The sequence below is a fragment of the Geodermatophilus sp. SYSU D00708 genome, from assembly GCF_054050115.1.
On the sequence record NZ_JBJGYS010000043.1, the window covers coordinates 17212 to 32458 of the forward strand.

The window sequence follows — 15247 nt, forward strand, 5'->3', positions numbered from 1 at the left end:
TGCTCTCAGCTACCGAAGCGACGGTGCCGGGCGGCGTAGGCGCGCAGCGCACGCAGGAAGTCCACGCGGCGGAAGTCGGGCCAGTACACGTCGGTGAAGTGGAACTCCGAGTGCGCGGTCTGCCAGAGCAGGAACCCCGACAGCCGCTGCTCGCCGCTGGTGCGGATCACCAGGTCGGGGTCGGGCTGGCCGCGCGTGTAGAGGTGCTCGGCGATGTGCTCGACGTCCAGCAGTCCGATCAGCTCGTCCAGCGAGGTCCCGCGCTCGGCGTGCTCGGCCAGCAGCGACCGGACGGCGTCGGCGATCTCCCGCCGTCCGCCGTAACCGACGGCCAGGTTCACCGTCGCCCCCGGCCGGTCGCGGGTGGTCTCCTCCGCCTGCTTGAGGACGGCGACGGTCTCGGCCGGCAGCAGCTCCAGCGCCCCGACCGGGCGCAGCTGCCAGCGGCGGTCGGGCGCGGCGAGGTCCTCGGCGACGCCCTCGATGATCCGCAGCAGCGGGACCAGCTCGGGCTCGGGCCGGGACAGGTTGTCGGTCGAGAGCAGGAAGAGGGTCACCACCTCGACGCCGGCCTCGTCGCACCACCCCAGGAAGGCGGCGATCTTGTCCGCGCCGCGGCGGTGGCCGGCGTTCGGGTCCTCGAGCCCGATCGCGCGGGCCCAGCGCCGGTTGCCGTCGACGATCACCCCGACGTGGCGGGGGGTGTCGGCGCCCACCAGGGCCCGCGCGAGACGCCGCTCGTAGACCTCGGTGAGGACGTCGCGGACCCACTGCCGAACCCCCACGGGGGGTCACCCTAGGCCCCCCGGACGGCGGCTCGGCGCACCGTTCCCGACCTGCACGGAAGTCGTCGCACCCTGACAGCAGGGTCACGGCCGGGTGCCCCTGCGACCCCATCCGCGGCTGCGTAACCTCGGCTCATGGACCCCCGTGACGGTGACCGTCGGCCCGTGCGGGTCGAGGCGGACAGCGCCGAGCTGGAGGCCCCCCGCGCGGAGGCGGTCACCACGGTCCTCGGCGAGGGCGAGCGGGTCGAACGCACCTGGACGGCGGAGGACTTCGCCGACGACGACTGGGACCACCCCGACACCCGGCCGCGGCTGCGCGGCTGGCTGCACCTGTTCGCGTTCTTCGGCGCCGTCGTCGCCGGTGCCGTGCTCATCCCGCTCGGCTCGGTGCTGGGCCCCCGGGCCGGCTTCTCCGTCGCCGTCTACTGCGTGACGATCTGCGGCCTGTTCGGCATCAGCGCGCTCTACCACCGCCGCCGGTGGTCACCGCGCGGCTGGAAGGTCATGAAGCGGCTCGACCACTCGATGATCTTCCTGTTCATCGCCGGCACCTACACGCCGTTCTCGCTGCTGGCCGTCGACCAGCCGACGGGCTACTGGGTCCTCGGCGGCGTCTGGGCCGGTGCGCTGGCCGGTGTCTTCCTCAAGCTCACCTGGCCGACGGCGCCGCGGTGGGTGGGCGTGCCGCTCTACATCGGCCTGGGCTGGGTCGCGGTCTTCATCCTCACCGACATCCTGCACATCGCCGGCGTCACCTCGCTCGTGCTGCTCGCGGTCGGCGGCGTGCTCTACACCCTCGGCGGCGTGGCCTACGCGGTGAAGAAGCCCAACCCTGTGCCGGGCGTCTTCGGCTACCACGAGGTCTTCCACGCGCTGACCATCGTGGCGGCGATCTGCCACTACATCGCCGTCTACTTCGCGATGTACAACAGCCCCTTCGTGTGATCTGCCGGCCTACCGGCCGACACCGCGGCCAGGTGCCCGGAAGGACCTCGGCGCCCCCCAACGCCTCGCACGCTCGGCGCGGGCCCCTGCACCGAGGCCGCCCGACGCGCTGAGCCCTCCCCGACCGGCGTCGGGGACCCTGCGGGCCCCCGTTCCGCCGATCCGCGGCTGACGCCGCGGGTTCCCCCTGCACCGCACGTCCGGTCCGCCTTCGGGAGCCCCTCCGGGGCCCCGCTCAGGCGAACGGCTGACGCTCGTCCACCTTCAGTGACAGCCGGCCGGCGGCGCGCCAGGCGCGGCCGACGACGTCGCGGTCCTCCTCGGTGACCAGGTTGCCCATCACCCGCAGCGCCACGGTCATCAGCGCCCGCGAGCGCATGCCGACCGGCCCGGCCGCGGGCAGGAACCGCGGCACGGTGAGGAGCCCGGCCAGCCGGCGGGCGATGGAGAACGCCTCGCCGTAGTGCCGCTGCAGGGTGGCCGGCCAGGCCCGCGACAGGTCGTCGTCCAGCAGCTCGACGACGCTGCGGCCGGTCTCCAGCCCGTAGTCGATGCCCTCGCCGTTGAGCGGGTTGACGCAGCCGGCGGCGTCGCCGACCAGCGCCCAGTTCCGGCCCGCGACGCCGGACACGGCCCCGCCCATGGGCAGCAGCGCCGAGGCCGGCGCCTCCACCGGACCGTCGAGCTGCCAGTCCTCCCGGCGCGCGTCGGCGTAGGTCTCCAGCAGCGACTTGAGCGCCACCCCGGCCGGACGGTGGGCGGTGGCCAGCGTGCCGACGCCGATGTTGACCTGCCCGGACGCCGCGCCGAGCGGGAAGACCCACCCGTAGCCGGAGAGCAGCTCACCCTCCCCGCCGCGCAGCTCCAGGTGGGAGGAGATCCACTCGTCGTCCGCCCGGGCGGAGCGCACGTACCCGCGGGCGGCGACGCCGTAGGCGGTGTCGCGGTGCCACTCACGGCCGAGCACCCGGCCCAGCGGCGAGCGGGCGCCGTCGGCGACGACCAGCCGCCGGCAGCCGACGGTCACCGTCTCGTCGCCGACCTCGAACACCACCCCGGTGACCCGGTCGCCGTCCCGCTCGACGTCGACCGCGCGGGCGCCCTGCAGCGGCGTGGCACCGTCGGCGAGGGCCACCTCCCGGATGCGGGCGTCGAGCTCGATGCGCGGCACGGCGCTGCCGTGGTCGGGGAACTCCCCGCCGGGCCAGGGCAGCTGCCACTCCCGGCCGAACCCGGCCGCGCGCAGGCCCCGGTTGCGGGCCCGCGCGCGCACCCAGTCGCCCAGGCCGAGCCGGTCCAGCTCGGCGATCGCCCGCGGGGTGAGGCCGTCGCCGCAGGTCTTGTCCCGCGGGAAGACCGCGGCGTCGGCGAGGACGACGTCCCGCCCGGAGCGTGCGGCCCACGCGGCGGCGGCCGCACCGGCGGGGCCGGCTCCGACGACCAGGACGTCGGTGGCGGCGGGCGCGGCGTCGGTCGGCACGACGTCGAGTGTCCCAGGTGGGCGGCGTGGACTAACCGAACAGCGGGAGGCGCTCCGCCGCCGCGCCCAGCAGCACGAGGTCCTCGTCGTCCAGCGGCTCGCGGCCGGTCCCGCGCCGGGCCGCGGTCGCGTCGTCCCACGCCGCGGGCAGCCGCCCACCGAGCAGGCCCTCGAGCACGCGGCGGACCTCGGCCAGCGGCCCGGCGGCCGGTCCCGGACGGTCCAGGTGACGCACCAGGTCCAGGTGGTGGACGGCGGCCTCCACCACCAGCGTCGAGAGCAGGTCGGCGACCGCGAGCACCCGGCCCTGGGTGCGGACGAGGTCCTGCGGTGCCACGCGACCGGCGGCCACCACGACCGCGGCGGACGACTCGGCGTACCACTCGGCGAGGTCCGCGGGCTCGGCCGCGACGCTGGCCACCGCGCGCGTGCGCCGCAGCGCCTCTTCGTCGCCGGGCTCGGGGGGCCGCCACGCCGCCCAGTAGTCGACGGCGTCGGTGCCGGCCGGCCCGGGGGCCGGGGTGTTGAGCGCCACGAGCGCGCGGCGGGTGTCGCTGAGCAGGTGGAAGCCCAGGTCGACGACCGCCCAGCCGGCGCAGCCGGTCGGGGACCACGCCCGGCCGGCCGCGGTCAGCCGGTACAGCTCCTCGGCGAGGTCGGTGTAGGCGGTGCGCAGCAGGTCGAGCGGTTCGGACACGACCGGCAGCGTGCCAGCCGCGGCGGACCCGTGTCGCCGGTCGGCTCCCGACCGCCCGGTGGACCTCCGTCAGCTGACGGACGGGCCCCGGCCGCGCACCTCCTCGACCGCCGCCATGGCGTCGCGCAGCTCGGTCAGCCAGGCGTCGGCGTGCTCCCCGACCAGGCGGACGGCCCAGGCCAGCGCCTCGGACCGCGATCGGGCGACGCCGGCGTCGACCAGCGTGTCGAGCACCAGCCGCTCCGGCTGCCGGAGCCGGGTCATCACCGGCACCGAGAGGTTGGTGAAGAGCTCGCGGTCGTCCCCGCAGGCCGCGCCCCACGCCACCGAGCGGCCGTAGCGCTCCTGGGCGGCGTCGGCGATCGCCATCCGCTGCTCGCGGGTCTCCTCCCGGAACCGGGAGATCCGGCCGGCGCGGGCGGCCGCGGGGTCGCCCTCGCCGGCCGCGGGCTCGGGCAGCGTGCCGACGACGGTGATCTCGTCACGGTCGATCGCCAGCTCCACCGGCCCGGTGAACCAGCCCTCGGGCAGCCGACCGGCGAACCAGCCGGCGACCTCGGCGCGCTCCACGGGCGGCGGCGCCTCGCCGCCACGACCGCGGCCGCCGGGCCCGCGGCCGCGGAACCCGGGGCCGCGGAACCCGCCGCGCATGCCGGCGAAGGGTGAGTCGGAGAAGCGGTGGTGGTGTCCGTGCACGACGGCCTCCTCAGTGAGGTGATTACACGCTTACACGGTAAGCCGCCGGGGATCGGTCAGGAAGGGGACATCGCTGCGCCGAGAGCGGACACGTCGGTGACGGGGGCCGAGCAGACGAACCCACGGCACACGTAGGCCGCGGGCCGGCCGCCGACCAGTGGCCGCCCGTCCAGGAGCGGGACGCCCGGGGTGTCCGGCTCCCCGGCCACCACCACCGCCCCGGGGCTGGCCGACGCCCGGGCCGCCGCTTCGAGGGCGTCGCGCTCCGGGCCGGCCGGGCCGCTCACCGCGACCTCCAGCGGTCCGGCCAGGAGCGCCTCCCCCACGGCCGCGGCCCAGCCCGCCGCCCGCGGCGCCCGGGTGACCAGCGGGGCGAGGGAGCCCACCGCCGCCTCGCCCAGCTCCCGGTGCCGGGGCGACCCCGCCAGTGCCGAGTAGCTGACCGCTGCCCCGGCCGCCGCGGCGATGCCGGCCGGCGTCGGGCCGTCGGTGGGGTCGAACGGCCGGTGGACCAGCGACTCGGCGTCGGCGGCGGTGTCGTGCCAGCCGTCCTCGTCGATGAACTGCTCGGCGACGACGTCGAGCAGGTCGCCGGCCAGCTCCAGCCACCGCCCCTCCGCCGTGGCCTGGTGCAGGGCGAGCAGGCCCTCGGCCAGGTCGCCGTAGTCCTCGAGCACCCCGGCCGGCGTCCCGGCGACGCCGTCCCGCGAGGCACGGCGCAGCCGGCCGTCCACCCAGTGGACGTCGGCCAGCAGCCCCGCCGCCCGGCGGGCCGCGGCCAGCGAGTCGCCGTCCCCGGTGAGGACGCCGTGCTCGGCCAGCGCCGCGATGGCCAGCCCGTTCCACGCGGTCACGACCTTGTCGTCGCGCGCCGGCTGCGGACGGCGGGCCCGGGCCGCGGCGAGCCGGTCCCGCACCGCGGCGAACCGCGCCGGGTCCTCGGGGACGCGCAGCAGCTGCAGCGTCGACGTCCCGTGCTCGAAGGTCCCGCGCTCGGTGACGCTGAAGAGCTCGGCGGCCCAGCGGCCGTCGTCGTCCCCGAGGACGTCGACCAGCTGCCCCGGCGTCCAGACGTAGGTGAGCCCCTCGACCCCCTGGGTGTCGGCGTCGAGCGCGGAGGCGAAGCCGCCCTCGGGCGTGCCGAGGTCGCGGAGGAGGAAGGCGGCGGTCTCGTCGGCGACCCGCCGGGCCCACCCCTCCCCCGTCGCCCGCCACAGGTGCAGGTACACGCGCAGGAGCAGGGCGTTGTCGTAGAGCATCTTCTCGAAGTGCGGCACGATCCACCGGGCGTCGACGGAGTAGCGGGCGAACCCACCGGCGAGCTGGTCGTTGATGCCGCCGCGGGCCATGGCCTCCAGCGTGCCGCGGGCCATCCGCAGCGCCTGGGCGTCCCCGGTGCGGGCGTGCGCCCGGAGCAGGAACTCCAGCAGCATCGACGGCGGGAACTTCGGCGCCCCGCCGAAGCCTCCGGACCGCTCGTCGTAGCCGTCGGCCACGGCGGCGACGGCGGCGTCGAGGTCGGCGGCCGACAGCGGGGTGGGGGCGCCGAGCTCGAGCCGGGAGGAGATGGCGTCCACGATCCGTGTGCTCGCCGACTCCAGCTCCTCGCGGCGGGTGCGCCAGGCGTCGGTGACCGCGGCGAGCACCTGGCGGAACGCGGGCACGCCGTGCGCCGGGCGCGGCGGGTAGTAGGTGCCGCAGTAGAACGGCCGCCCGTCCGGGGTGGTGAACACCGTCATCGGCCAGCCGCCGGAGCCGGTGAGCGCCTGGGTGGCGGTCATGTAGACGCTGTCGACGTCCGGCCGCTCCTCGCGGTCGACCTTCACGCAGACGAAGTCGGCGTTCATCTGCGCGGCGGTCGTCTCGTCCTCGAAGGACTCGTGCGCCATCACGTGGCACCAGTGGCACGCGGCGTAGCCGACCGAGACCAGGACGGGCACGTCGCGCTCGCGGGCCTCGGCGAAGGCCTCCTCGCCCCACTCCCGCCAGTCGACGGGGTTGTCCGCGTGCTGCAGCAGGTACGGGCTGGTGGCGCCCGCCAGACGGTTGGGCATACCCCCTGTCTTCCCTCCCCGACCCGCGGGCGAACGGGTGCGGGCCGGCGAGCCGGGGGCAGGCAGCGCACCCACGTCCCCGGACCGCGTCGCTGACCGGCCGCCGACGAGGGGCTCCGGTCAGCGGCCGGCGAGCAGCCGCTGTTCGGTGCGGTGGACCGCCGCGCGGATCTCCGGTGCCCGCTGCGCGTGCACGCGGGCGTTCGGGCTGTCCGGGCCGTGCCGGCGCAGCATCTCGGCCAGCCGGTCCTCGACGTCGACCTGCTGCCCGTCGGGGCCGGTGGTCTGATCGGCGTAGGTCAGCGCGTCGGCCACCGGGCCGCGGGCGTAGCGGCCGGCCGGGAAGGCCCGCATCGGCTCGCCGAGCCCGCGCACGGCGGCGACCAGGCGGGCGGCCGAGTGGTGGGCCACCAGCCCGGCCAGCGGCTCGGGACAGTGGTGCTCCTGCAGGTGCCAGGCGCCGTCGAGGGGGTGGAACCCCGAGCGGTGGAGCGGCGCGGCGTAGCCGATGTCGTGCAGCCAGGCCGCGGCGACGAGCACCGGCCGGTCCGCCTCCGACACCGCCGCGTCGGCGGCACGGCGGGCGACGCCCCGGGTGTGCCGCCAGCGGCCGTCCAGGCCGGCGAGCAGGTCGCCGGCGAGGCCGCGGGCGAACGCGACGAGGTCGTGGTCGGTGGCCGCGTCGACGGGTCCCCGCTGTCGGAGGTCGGGCACCCGGCCACGGTAGGGCCCCGCCGTCGGGACGCCGCGTCGGCCCCCGGCAGCCGGCCGCCCGGGCTCCCCGCCCACGGACGGAGGTCGCCCGGCGTGTGGACCAGCTCACCCGACTACCTTTCCGTGCCGTGGACGACCACGTTCTCGTTGAACGCCGCATCGACCCGCCGCGCCACGTCGAGGTCGAGTGCGCGGGACGGTGGTGGCCCGGCGTACAGCACGCCTGGCGCATGTACGACGACGGCACGGGGTGGCGGGCGGCGGTCAGGTTCGTCGCTGCCGCTGCGGGCGACGACCTGGGGTCGCGGGACGCCGACGTGCCACGGGAGCGCATCCGCGACCGGGGCCCCCGACGGCTGAGCTGGAAGGGGCTGCTCTCCCGCCGGCACTAGCGCTCCGCGACGCGCTCCCGCTGCTCCCCGCGCCCTCGGCCGCCCATGGCGCGGCCGGCCTCGGCGCGCGCAGCGTTAACCCACTTCTTGCCTTGCTCCGGTCTGCGGCTGGGCGCCCGGGGCATAACCTCGTCAGCGCACCGGCCGACCACCCGGACGGGGGCACGGGCGGCCTCGCCGACGCTGCCGGTCCTGCGACGAGCGACGGGAGGACGGCGATGGACCTTCGCCGCGTGGTCGGTGGCCTGCTCACGCGGGACTCCCTGCTCAGCGCCCTGCTCCTCAACTACGCCGACCGACTGCAGGGTGGCCGGTCCGCGACGACCGAGCCCTGCTTCATCGTCCCGAGCTGGGACGAGCGGGTGCCGGACGCGCCGCACGAGACCCGGGTGCTGACCGTCGCGGCGCACACCTGCCGGGACGACCCGCGTCCGCACGACCACCTCGACGCCGTCCTCGCACTGCTGCACGAGGTCCTGACCGGGGAGGAGGCCCGCAGGTCGATCACGACCCGCCCGGCGGGGACGTGCGCCGAGCTGCAGGTCGGGGTCGACACCGTCGCCAAGGTGGCCACCTGGGAGATCACCCTGACTCCGTCGCAGGTCCCCGCCGCCCCGTCGCAGGTCCCCACTGCCCCGTCGCAGGTCCCCACTGCCCCGTCGCAGGTCCCCACTGCCCCGGAGCCGCGGCTGCTCCCCGTGCCCGACCTGCTGCCCGGTCGCCGTGTCCGGCTGTCCCGCACCGGGGCCGGGCGGCGTCAACCGATCGGCGACCCGGGCGCCGAGGGGCTGCCGCCGGCCTCGAGGGCCGGCAGCTCCAGCCGGTAGCCGTGCCCGCGCACGGTGACGATCTGCGGGACCCGGTCCCCGGACCCGGCCCCCTCCTGGATCTTGCGCCGCAGCGCGGCGACGTGGACGTCGAGGGTCTTGGTCGAGCCGAACCAGTTCTCGTCCCACACGTCGCTCATCAGCTGTTCCCGGCTGTGCGCGACCTCGGGCTGGGCGGCCAGCCGCGCCAGCAGGTCGAACTCCTTGGGCCGCAGGCGGAGCTCCCGTCCCGCGAGCGTGACCCGGTGGCGCGGCACGTCGACGACGAGGTCACCCAGGGTGCGGACCGTCGGCTCGGCCGAGACCCCTCCGCCGCGGCGCAGGTGCGCGCGGATGCGGGCCTGCAACTCGGCCAGGCGCACCGGCTTGACCAGGTAGTCGTCGGCGCCGGCCTCCAGGCCCACGACGACGTCCATCTCCGCCGCGCGGGCGGTCAGCATGACCAGCACGCAGCCCGGTTGCAGCCGCCGGATCTGCCGGCAGACCTCCACGCCGTCGAGGTCGGGCAACCCCAGGTCCAGCAGGACGAGGTCGACCGGCGCACTGGCCGCGCGGTCGAGGGCGTCGGTGCCGGTCCGCGCCCAGTCCACCTCGTAGGCGTGGGTCCGCAGGCTCGCCGCCAGCACCTCGCCGATCGTCGGGTCGTCCTCGACCAGCAGGATCCGGCCCGCCATGACCACATCGTGGCAGGCGCAGCGGCGTCCCGGGGAGGTCTGCTCGATCGCCCCGCGGGCACGGGGGCGGTGACACCGTTCCCCCCGCGCGGCATCCTGGCGCCGACCGAGCGTGGTGCTGCGACGGCGACGGCGGAACGGAGACGACGGTCGTGCGCACTCGGATCATCGGCGTGGCCCTGCTGGCCTCCGTGCTGGCCATCTGCCTGTTCGGACTGCCCCTGGGCGCGGGCGTGCTCCAGTACGCCCTGCAGCACGAACGCGGCCACCTGGTGTCGATCGCCAGCGACGTGGCGATCGAGGTGTCCGCCGACGTGGACAACCGCGATCCGGTCGACCCCGCGGACCTCACGGACCTCGGCGACGACGACCGGGTCCGGTACGCGGCCGTGTACGCCGAGGACGGCGACCGGCTGGCCGGGTCGGTGCCCACCGTGGACGACGACGTGCTGGCCGCCGCGCTCGACGGCGACGTGAGCAGCGGGATCGACGACGGGGTCCTCGTCGCCGCCGTCCCCGTGACGCACTCCGAGGACGTGATCGGGGCGGTGCTCGTGACCAGCTCCCGCGGCGCCGTGCTGGGCGAGGTCGTCCTCGTCTGGGCGGGGATGGCCGGGCTCGCGGTCGCCGCCGTGGTCATGGCCTGGCTGGTCGGGCGCCGGCAGGCCCGCCGGCTGGCCGGCCCGCTGGAGGACCTGGAGGACCGGGCCCGCCGGCTCGGCGACGGTGACTTCAGCGTGCGCAGCCGCCGGGGCGGGATCGAGGAGATCGACTCGGTGGGGGCGGCGCTCGACGCCACCGCCGCCCGCCTGGACGACATGCTCGCCCGGGAGCGGGCGTTCTCCGCCGACGCCTCCCACCAGTTGCGGACGCCGCTGGCCGGGCTGCGGCTGCGACTCGAGGCGGCCCTGGAGCAGACCGACGCCGACCCGCGGCCGGCCATCGCCGCCAGCCTGGCCGACGCCGACCGGCTGGAGACCACCATCGAGGAACTGCTCACCCTGGCGCACGCCGGCCAGGACGGCCAGGCCGCGCCGGTCGACCTGCACGCCCTGCTCGGCGAGCTCGCGCCGGAGTGGGGGGCGCGCCTGGCCCTGCACCGGCGCGACCTCGCCGTGCAGGTCGAGCCGGGCACCCCCGAGGCGTGGGCGTCAACGGCGGCGGTCCGGCAGGTGCTCGCGGTGCTGCTGGACAACGCCATCACGCACGGCCGCGGCACGGTCACCGTCGCCGTGCGGGAGGCCGCGGGGGCGGTGGCGATCGACGTCCGGGACGAGGGGCCGGGAGTGCCCGCGGACGACGGCCGCCTGTTCGCCCGGCGGGCCGACCGGCGCGACGGCCACGGCATCGGGCTGGCGCTGGCCCGCCGACTCGCCGAGTCCGCGCAGGGGCGGCTGGAGCTGCAGCGCCCCTCTCCGCCGGTCTTCACCCTGCTGCTGCCCCAGGCGGGCACGGGCGCCGGCCAGGAGGTGATCTCCGACGCCGTCCGGCCCACCGCCGGGTGAGCCGACTTGCCCGCGGGCGGCCGGTGCTGGACAGTCCTGGCCCGATGCCGCCGCACACCCCGAGGAGCCGGACGGCGCGAGTTCGCCCACCGGGCCCGGTCCGCTGATGCCCACTGCCCCGGCGCACCCGATCCGCCTGCTGCAGGTCAACGCGTTCGTCAGCATCCTCGACCGCTTCGCGATGCCGCCGATGCTCCTGGCGATCGCCACCGACCTCGACGTCTCGCTGGCGGCGGTGGTCCAGGCAGCAGGCGCCTACTTCCTGGCCTACGGGCTCAGCCAACCGATCTGGGGCCTCGTGTCGGACTCCCTGGGTCTGGTGCGCACCATGCGGCTGGCCCTGCTGGTGGCCGGCGTCGCAGCCCTCGCCGCCGCGGGCGCCGGGTCGCCGCTCGCGCTCGGTCTGGCCCGCGGGGTGGGCGGCGCGTTCTTCGGCGCCGCCTACCCGGCCGGGATCATCTACATCGGCGACACCGTGCCCCCCGACCGGCGCCAGCGGGAACTCACCCGGCTCATGGTGGGGGTGGCCTGCGGCACCGCGCTGGCCTCGGCCGGCGCCGGCGTCGTGGCCCAGCTGTCCTCCTGGCGGGCCGTCTTCGTCACCACGGGCGCCGCGGCGCTGGTCCTCTGCCTGGTGCTGCGGCGGCTACCCGAACCGCCCCGGACGCGTGCCCACCGCAGCCCGCTGGCCCCGCTGGCGTCGGTCGCGCGGTCACGCTCGGCGCTGTTCGTCCTCGGCCTGGCCTTCGTCGAGGGCGGGGTCGTGCTCGGCGCCCTCACCCTCCTGCCCGCCGCCGTCGAGGCGGCCGGCGCACCGGCGGCGCTGGCCGGGGGCGTGGCCGCGGTCTACGGCGTCGCGGTGTTCGTCTTCGCCGCCGTGGTGGGCCGGCTGTCCCGCCGCGTGCACCCGTCGCGGCTCATCGCCGTCGGCGCCGCCTCCGCGGTCGCCGCCTGCCTGCTGTTGGCCACGTCGCGGACCCCGGTCGCGGCGGTCGTCGTGACGCTCCTGCTCGGCCTCACCTGGGCCGCGATGCACTCGTCGCTGCAGACGTGGGCGACCGAGGTGCTGCCGGCGGCCCGGGCCACCGTGGTGTCCCTGTTCGCGGGGGCACTGTTCTGCGGCAGCGCCCTCGCCGCGGTCGCCGTCGCCGACCTGGCCGACGACGGCCGCTACCGCACCATCTACCTGCTCGCCGGCCTGGTCGCCGTCCCGCTCGGGTTGGTGGCGGTCTGGGGACGGGCCCGGTGGAGCCGGCCGGCCGGTGCCCGGTGACGCTGAGCACGTCCTGAGGAACGGTGCGAGCAGGCGCGCCGACGTGTTGTGAAACTGTGCCTGCGCACTTCGGTGATCTTCGGCGAGATGCTGCGTCACCACCCCTGGTGAGCGCCCGGCGCGTCGGCTGATCCTGCCCGCGTCGCCCGCAGTGGTGCGGCACACATCACCAGGAGGCTCGCCATGAACCGCCCTCGCACCCGGGTCCTCGTCCTGCTCGTCGCGGCCTTCGCCGCGCTGGGCCTGATCGCCCCGGCCGCGGCGTCCGCCGCTCCCTACTGCGGCCTCACGTGGGGGTCACAACCGAGGTCCGTGGACCCGCAGGACCCGGGCGACGACCTCGTCACCGACGTCCGGGCCGGCCGGCACGCCTGCTTCGACCGGGTGGTCGTCGAGGTGGCCGAGGTGTCCGGCTTCGACTCCTGGTCGGTCCGGTACGTGCCGGTGGTGCGGGAGGACGGCAGCGGGGCCGCCGTCCCGCTGCGGGGAGGCGCTGCCCTGCAGGTGACCCTGGGCGCGGTCGGCTACGACGACACCGGCGTCCCGACGTACGCGCCGGACGACATGCTGGAGGCGGTCGACGTCCGCGGCTACAGCACGCTGCGCCAGGTGGCGTGGCTGGGCTCCTTCGAGGGCCAGTCCGGCCTGGGCATCGGCACGCGGGCGCGGCTGCCGTTCCGTGCCTTCGTCCTCGAGGGCAGCTCGGCCGGCGTCGACCGGCTCGTCATCGACGTCGCGCACCGCTGGGAGCGGTGACCCGCGCCGCCGTCCCCACCTCGCGGGGACGGCGGCGGCTGCGGCCGGTCCGGTCAGCCCTGGGCGCCGGACCGGCCGTCGTCGTCCCCGCGCGGCGGCTCGATGGCCCGCGGCGCCCGGCGGAGGGTGTCGAGCAGTTCCTGCCCCGGCTCCGTGCGCGGCTCGAGCAGCTCGGCCGGGGTGTCGGGGACGACGACCTGCGGCCCGGCCTCCTCGGGGTCGAAGCTGCGCGGCAGCCGCTTGAGGTGCCGGCTCATCGACTTCACCAGCAGCCCGGTGGCGATCAGCAGCAGCACGATGAGCAGCAGGCCGAGCGGGCCGGACTTGCCGACGTCCTCGGGCAGCTGCTGGTCGGCGGCGAGCACCCAGACGGTGGTCACTGGACGGTCACCTCACTGCGCACGCCGGCGAACAGGTCGTCCTCCGGGACCGTCGAGTCGACGACCGAGCGGGCCAGCTCGTAGTCCTCGGTCGGCCACACCTGCTGCTGGACCTCCAGCGGGCAGGCGAACCACCGGCCGTTCGGGTCGATCTGCGTGGCGTGCGCGATCAGCGCGGCGTCCCGGACGGCGAAGTGGTCGGCGCAGTGCACCTTCGTGGTGACCCGATGGGAGATGTCCCGGTCGGGGTCCCAGTTCTCCAGCCACTCGGCGTACGGGGACTCCTGACCGGAGGCGAGGATGGCCTCGTGCAGCGCCCGCGTCCGGGGCAGGGTGAAGCTCATGTGGTAGTAGAGCTTCAGCGGCTGCCACGGCTCGCCCAGCTCCGGGTACCGGTCGGGGTCGCCGGCGGCCTCGAAGGCGTGCACCGAGACCTCGTGGGTCTTGATGTGGTCCGGGTGCGGGTACCCCCCACGCTCGTCGTAGGTGGTGATGACGTGCGGCTTGAACCGGCGGATCAGCTCGACCAGGGGCGCGGCGGCCTCCTCGGTCGGCACCAACGCGAAGCAGCCCTCGGGCAGCGGCGGGAGCGGGTCGCCCTCCGGCAGCCCGGAGTCGACGAAGCCGAGGAACTCCTGCTGGATCCCGAGGATCTCCCGCGCCCGGGCCATCTCCTCCCGGCGGATCTCGGGCAGCCGCTCCCACACCTCCGGCCGGTCCAGCGCGGGGTTGAGCACCGAGCCGCGTTCGCCCCCGGTGCAGGTGGCCACCATGACGCGGACGCCTTCGGCGACGTACTTGGCCATGGTGGCGGCACCCTTGCTCGACTCGTCGTCGGGATGGGCGTGCACGGCGAGCAGGCGCAAGGGGTCGGTCACCCGGCCATTGTCCCCCGCGACGCCGACAGGTCGCCGCTCGCACCGGCGCCCGATCGGGTGGAGGTGGTGCTCCTCACGCTCCGAGCCGCTAGCGTTCCGCATCCCGGCGGACGTGATCAGCGGAACACGAGCGCGTCCCGGCGGTGTTACGTTGGTCGTTCTGATCGCGGCCGTTCCCCTCGCGGGGGACGGCCACCGACATTTCAGGAGCAATGCCGTGTCCACCCCCACTGACGAGCAGAACCAGGGCGTCTGGCTGACCCAGGAGGCCCACGACCGGCTGAAGGCCGAGCTCGACCAGCTGGTGGCGGGCCGTCCGGCCATGGCCGCCGAGATCAACGCCCGCCGCGAGGAGGGCGACCTCCGGGAGAACGGCGGCTACCACGCCGCCAAGGACGAGCAGGGCAAGCAGGAGGCCCGCATCCGCCAGCTGGAGGACCTGCTGCGCAAGGCCCGCGTCGGCGACGCCCCGACGACGGCCACCCACGCCGCGACGGGCACCGTCATCACCATCCGCTTCCAGGGCGACGACGAGACCGAGAAGTTCCTCCTCGGCTCGCGGGAGATCGCCGGCACCACCGGGCTGCAGGTCTACTCCCCCGAGTCCGCCCTCGGGTCGGCCATCATGGGCGCCGAGCCGGGTGCCACGGTCACGTACACGGCGCCGAACGGCCGTGCCATCACCGTCGACGTCGTCGCGGTCGAGCCGTTCGTCCCCTGACCGGGGCACCTGCGTGACCGAGCTCGCGAGGTCACGCGTGTACGCAGCAGCCACGCGCACCTGGCCGACGAGCGCCAGCGAGGAGGACCGGTGAGCCGCGGCGGGCGCTCGCGGCGGGCGGAGAACACCGGGTTCACCTGCGTCCACTGCGCCTCGCCGGTGCCGGCGAACACCGACGGGCACTACCGCAACCACTGCCCGGTGTGCCTGTGGTCGCTGCACGTCGACGACCTCCCCGGCGACCGCGCCAGCGAGTGCCGGGCGCCGATGGAGCCGATCGGCCTGGTGGAGAAGTCGGGCAAGGGCTGGCAGGTGGTCCACCGCTGCACGGCGTGCGGCCACCGCCAGCCCAACCGGCTGGTACGGGAGGGCGACGGCCCCGACGACCTCGACGTCGTCCTCGGCCTGCCCTGGCTGTAGCACCCCCGAGCGGAGTGCCACGGCGCGGAGAACGCGCCCGTGGCACT

17 protein-coding genes are annotated in these 15247 nt (G+C 75.9%); 8 read left to right on the forward strand and 9 right to left on the reverse strand.

Features of this window, described 5'->3' with window-relative positions:
- Positions 1-5: 5 nt before the first annotated feature.
- Positions 6-785, reverse strand: a complete 780-nt coding sequence (locus ACI79D_RS23405) for an isoprenyl transferase (protein WP_456920925.1) — start codon at positions 783-785, stop codon at positions 6-8.
- Between the two features lie 165 nt (positions 786-950).
- On the opposite strand from ACI79D_RS23405, the gene trhA reads away from it, so the two are divergent.
- Entirely contained in the window at positions 951-1733 is a 783-nt protein-coding gene (gene trhA / locus ACI79D_RS23410) for a PAQR family membrane homeostasis protein TrhA (protein WP_456920926.1), read from the forward strand.
- A gap of 235 nt (positions 1734-1968) precedes the next feature.
- Here the strand turns inward: trhA and ACI79D_RS23415 are convergent, their stop codons facing one another.
- The 5 genes from ACI79D_RS23415 to ACI79D_RS23435 all read right to left on the reverse strand — a co-directional run bounded on the left by ACI79D_RS23415 (position 1969) and on the right by ACI79D_RS23435 (position 7374).
- A complete protein-coding gene (locus ACI79D_RS23415; RefSeq protein WP_456920927.1) occupies positions 1969-3213 on the reverse strand; it encodes a geranylgeranyl reductase family protein in 1245 nt (414 codons plus the stop codon).
- Between the two features lie 31 nt (positions 3214-3244).
- The gene (locus tag ACI79D_RS23420; RefSeq protein ID WP_456920928.1) at positions 3245-3910 is read right to left on the reverse strand and encodes a maleylpyruvate isomerase N-terminal domain-containing protein; all 666 of its coding nucleotides are present in this window, start codon (positions 3908-3910) and stop codon (positions 3245-3247) included.
- Positions 3911-3979: 69 nt separating this feature from the next.
- Positions 3980-4606, reverse strand: a complete 627-nt coding sequence (locus tag ACI79D_RS23425) for a hypothetical protein (protein ID WP_456920929.1) — start codon at positions 4604-4606, stop codon at positions 3980-3982.
- Positions 4607-4662: 56 nt separating this feature from the next.
- Positions 4663-6660 (reverse strand): thioredoxin domain-containing protein, encoded by a 1998-nt coding sequence (locus tag ACI79D_RS23430; protein ID WP_456920930.1) that lies wholly within the window; start codon positions 6658-6660, stop codon positions 4663-4665.
- A gap of 120 nt (positions 6661-6780) precedes the next feature.
- Positions 6781-7374 carry an HD domain-containing protein gene (locus tag ACI79D_RS23435; protein ID WP_456920931.1) on the reverse strand — a complete coding sequence of 198 codons (594 nt, stop codon included), beginning with the start codon at positions 7372-7374 and terminating at the stop codon, positions 6781-6783.
- Positions 7375-7502: 128 nt separating this feature from the next.
- Here ACI79D_RS23435 and ACI79D_RS23440 point away from each other — a divergent pair, with 128 nt between their 5' ends.
- Both ACI79D_RS23440 and ACI79D_RS23445 read left to right on the forward strand, forming a co-directional pair.
- A complete protein-coding gene (locus ACI79D_RS23440; protein ID WP_456920932.1) occupies positions 7503-7766 on the forward strand; it encodes a hypothetical protein in 264 nt (87 codons plus the stop codon).
- Positions 7767-7984: 218 nt separating this feature from the next.
- Positions 7985-8593, forward strand: coding sequence for a hypothetical protein (locus tag ACI79D_RS23445; protein WP_456920933.1), 609 nt, complete (start codon positions 7985-7987; stop codon positions 8591-8593).
- Here the strand turns inward: ACI79D_RS23445 and ACI79D_RS23450 are convergent.
- Entirely contained in the window at positions 8524-9267 is a 744-nt protein-coding gene (locus tag ACI79D_RS23450; protein ID WP_456920934.1) for a response regulator transcription factor, read from the reverse strand. The genes ACI79D_RS23445 and ACI79D_RS23450 overlap by 70 nt on opposite strands.
- A 152-nt stretch (positions 9268-9419) precedes the next feature.
- Here ACI79D_RS23450 and ACI79D_RS23455 point away from each other — a divergent pair, with 152 nt between their 5' ends.
- The 3 genes from ACI79D_RS23455 (at position 9420) to ACI79D_RS23465 (ending at position 12801) form a co-directional block, all read left to right on the forward strand.
- Entirely contained in the window at positions 9420-10772 is a 1353-nt protein-coding gene (locus tag ACI79D_RS23455; protein WP_456920935.1) for an ATP-binding protein, read from the forward strand.
- Positions 10773-10878: 106 nt separating this feature from the next.
- Positions 10879-12045, forward strand: coding sequence for an MFS transporter (locus ACI79D_RS23460; protein ID WP_456920936.1), 1167 nt, complete (start codon positions 10879-10881; stop codon positions 12043-12045).
- Between the two features lie 183 nt (positions 12046-12228).
- Positions 12229-12801 (forward strand): AMIN-like domain-containing (lipo)protein, encoded by a 573-nt coding sequence (locus ACI79D_RS23465; RefSeq protein ID WP_456920937.1) that lies wholly within the window; start codon positions 12229-12231, stop codon positions 12799-12801.
- A 53-nt stretch (positions 12802-12854) separates the two neighbouring features.
- Here ACI79D_RS23465 and ACI79D_RS23470 read toward each other — a convergent pair whose 3' ends face one another.
- Both ACI79D_RS23470 and mca read right to left on the reverse strand, forming a co-directional pair.
- Entirely contained in the window at positions 12855-13181 is a 327-nt protein-coding gene (locus ACI79D_RS23470) for a hypothetical protein (protein WP_456920938.1), read from the reverse strand.
- Positions 13178-14059 (reverse strand): mycothiol conjugate amidase Mca, encoded by an 882-nt coding sequence (mca, locus tag ACI79D_RS23475; RefSeq protein WP_456920939.1) that lies wholly within the window; start codon positions 14057-14059, stop codon positions 13178-13180. Before mca ends, ACI79D_RS23470 begins: the two co-directional genes overlap by 4 nt.
- A 217-nt stretch (positions 14060-14276) precedes the next feature.
- On the opposite strand from mca, the gene greA reads away from it, so the two are divergent.
- A complete protein-coding gene (greA, locus tag ACI79D_RS23480) occupies positions 14277-14780 on the forward strand; it encodes a transcription elongation factor GreA (RefSeq protein ID WP_456920940.1) in 504 nt (167 codons plus the stop codon).
- A 90-nt stretch (positions 14781-14870) separates the two neighbouring features.
- Positions 14871-15200 carry an RNHCP domain-containing protein gene (locus ACI79D_RS23485; RefSeq protein ID WP_456920941.1) on the forward strand — a complete coding sequence of 110 codons (330 nt, stop codon included), beginning with the start codon at positions 14871-14873 and terminating at the stop codon, positions 15198-15200.
- Positions 15201-15247 lie beyond the last annotated feature (47 nt).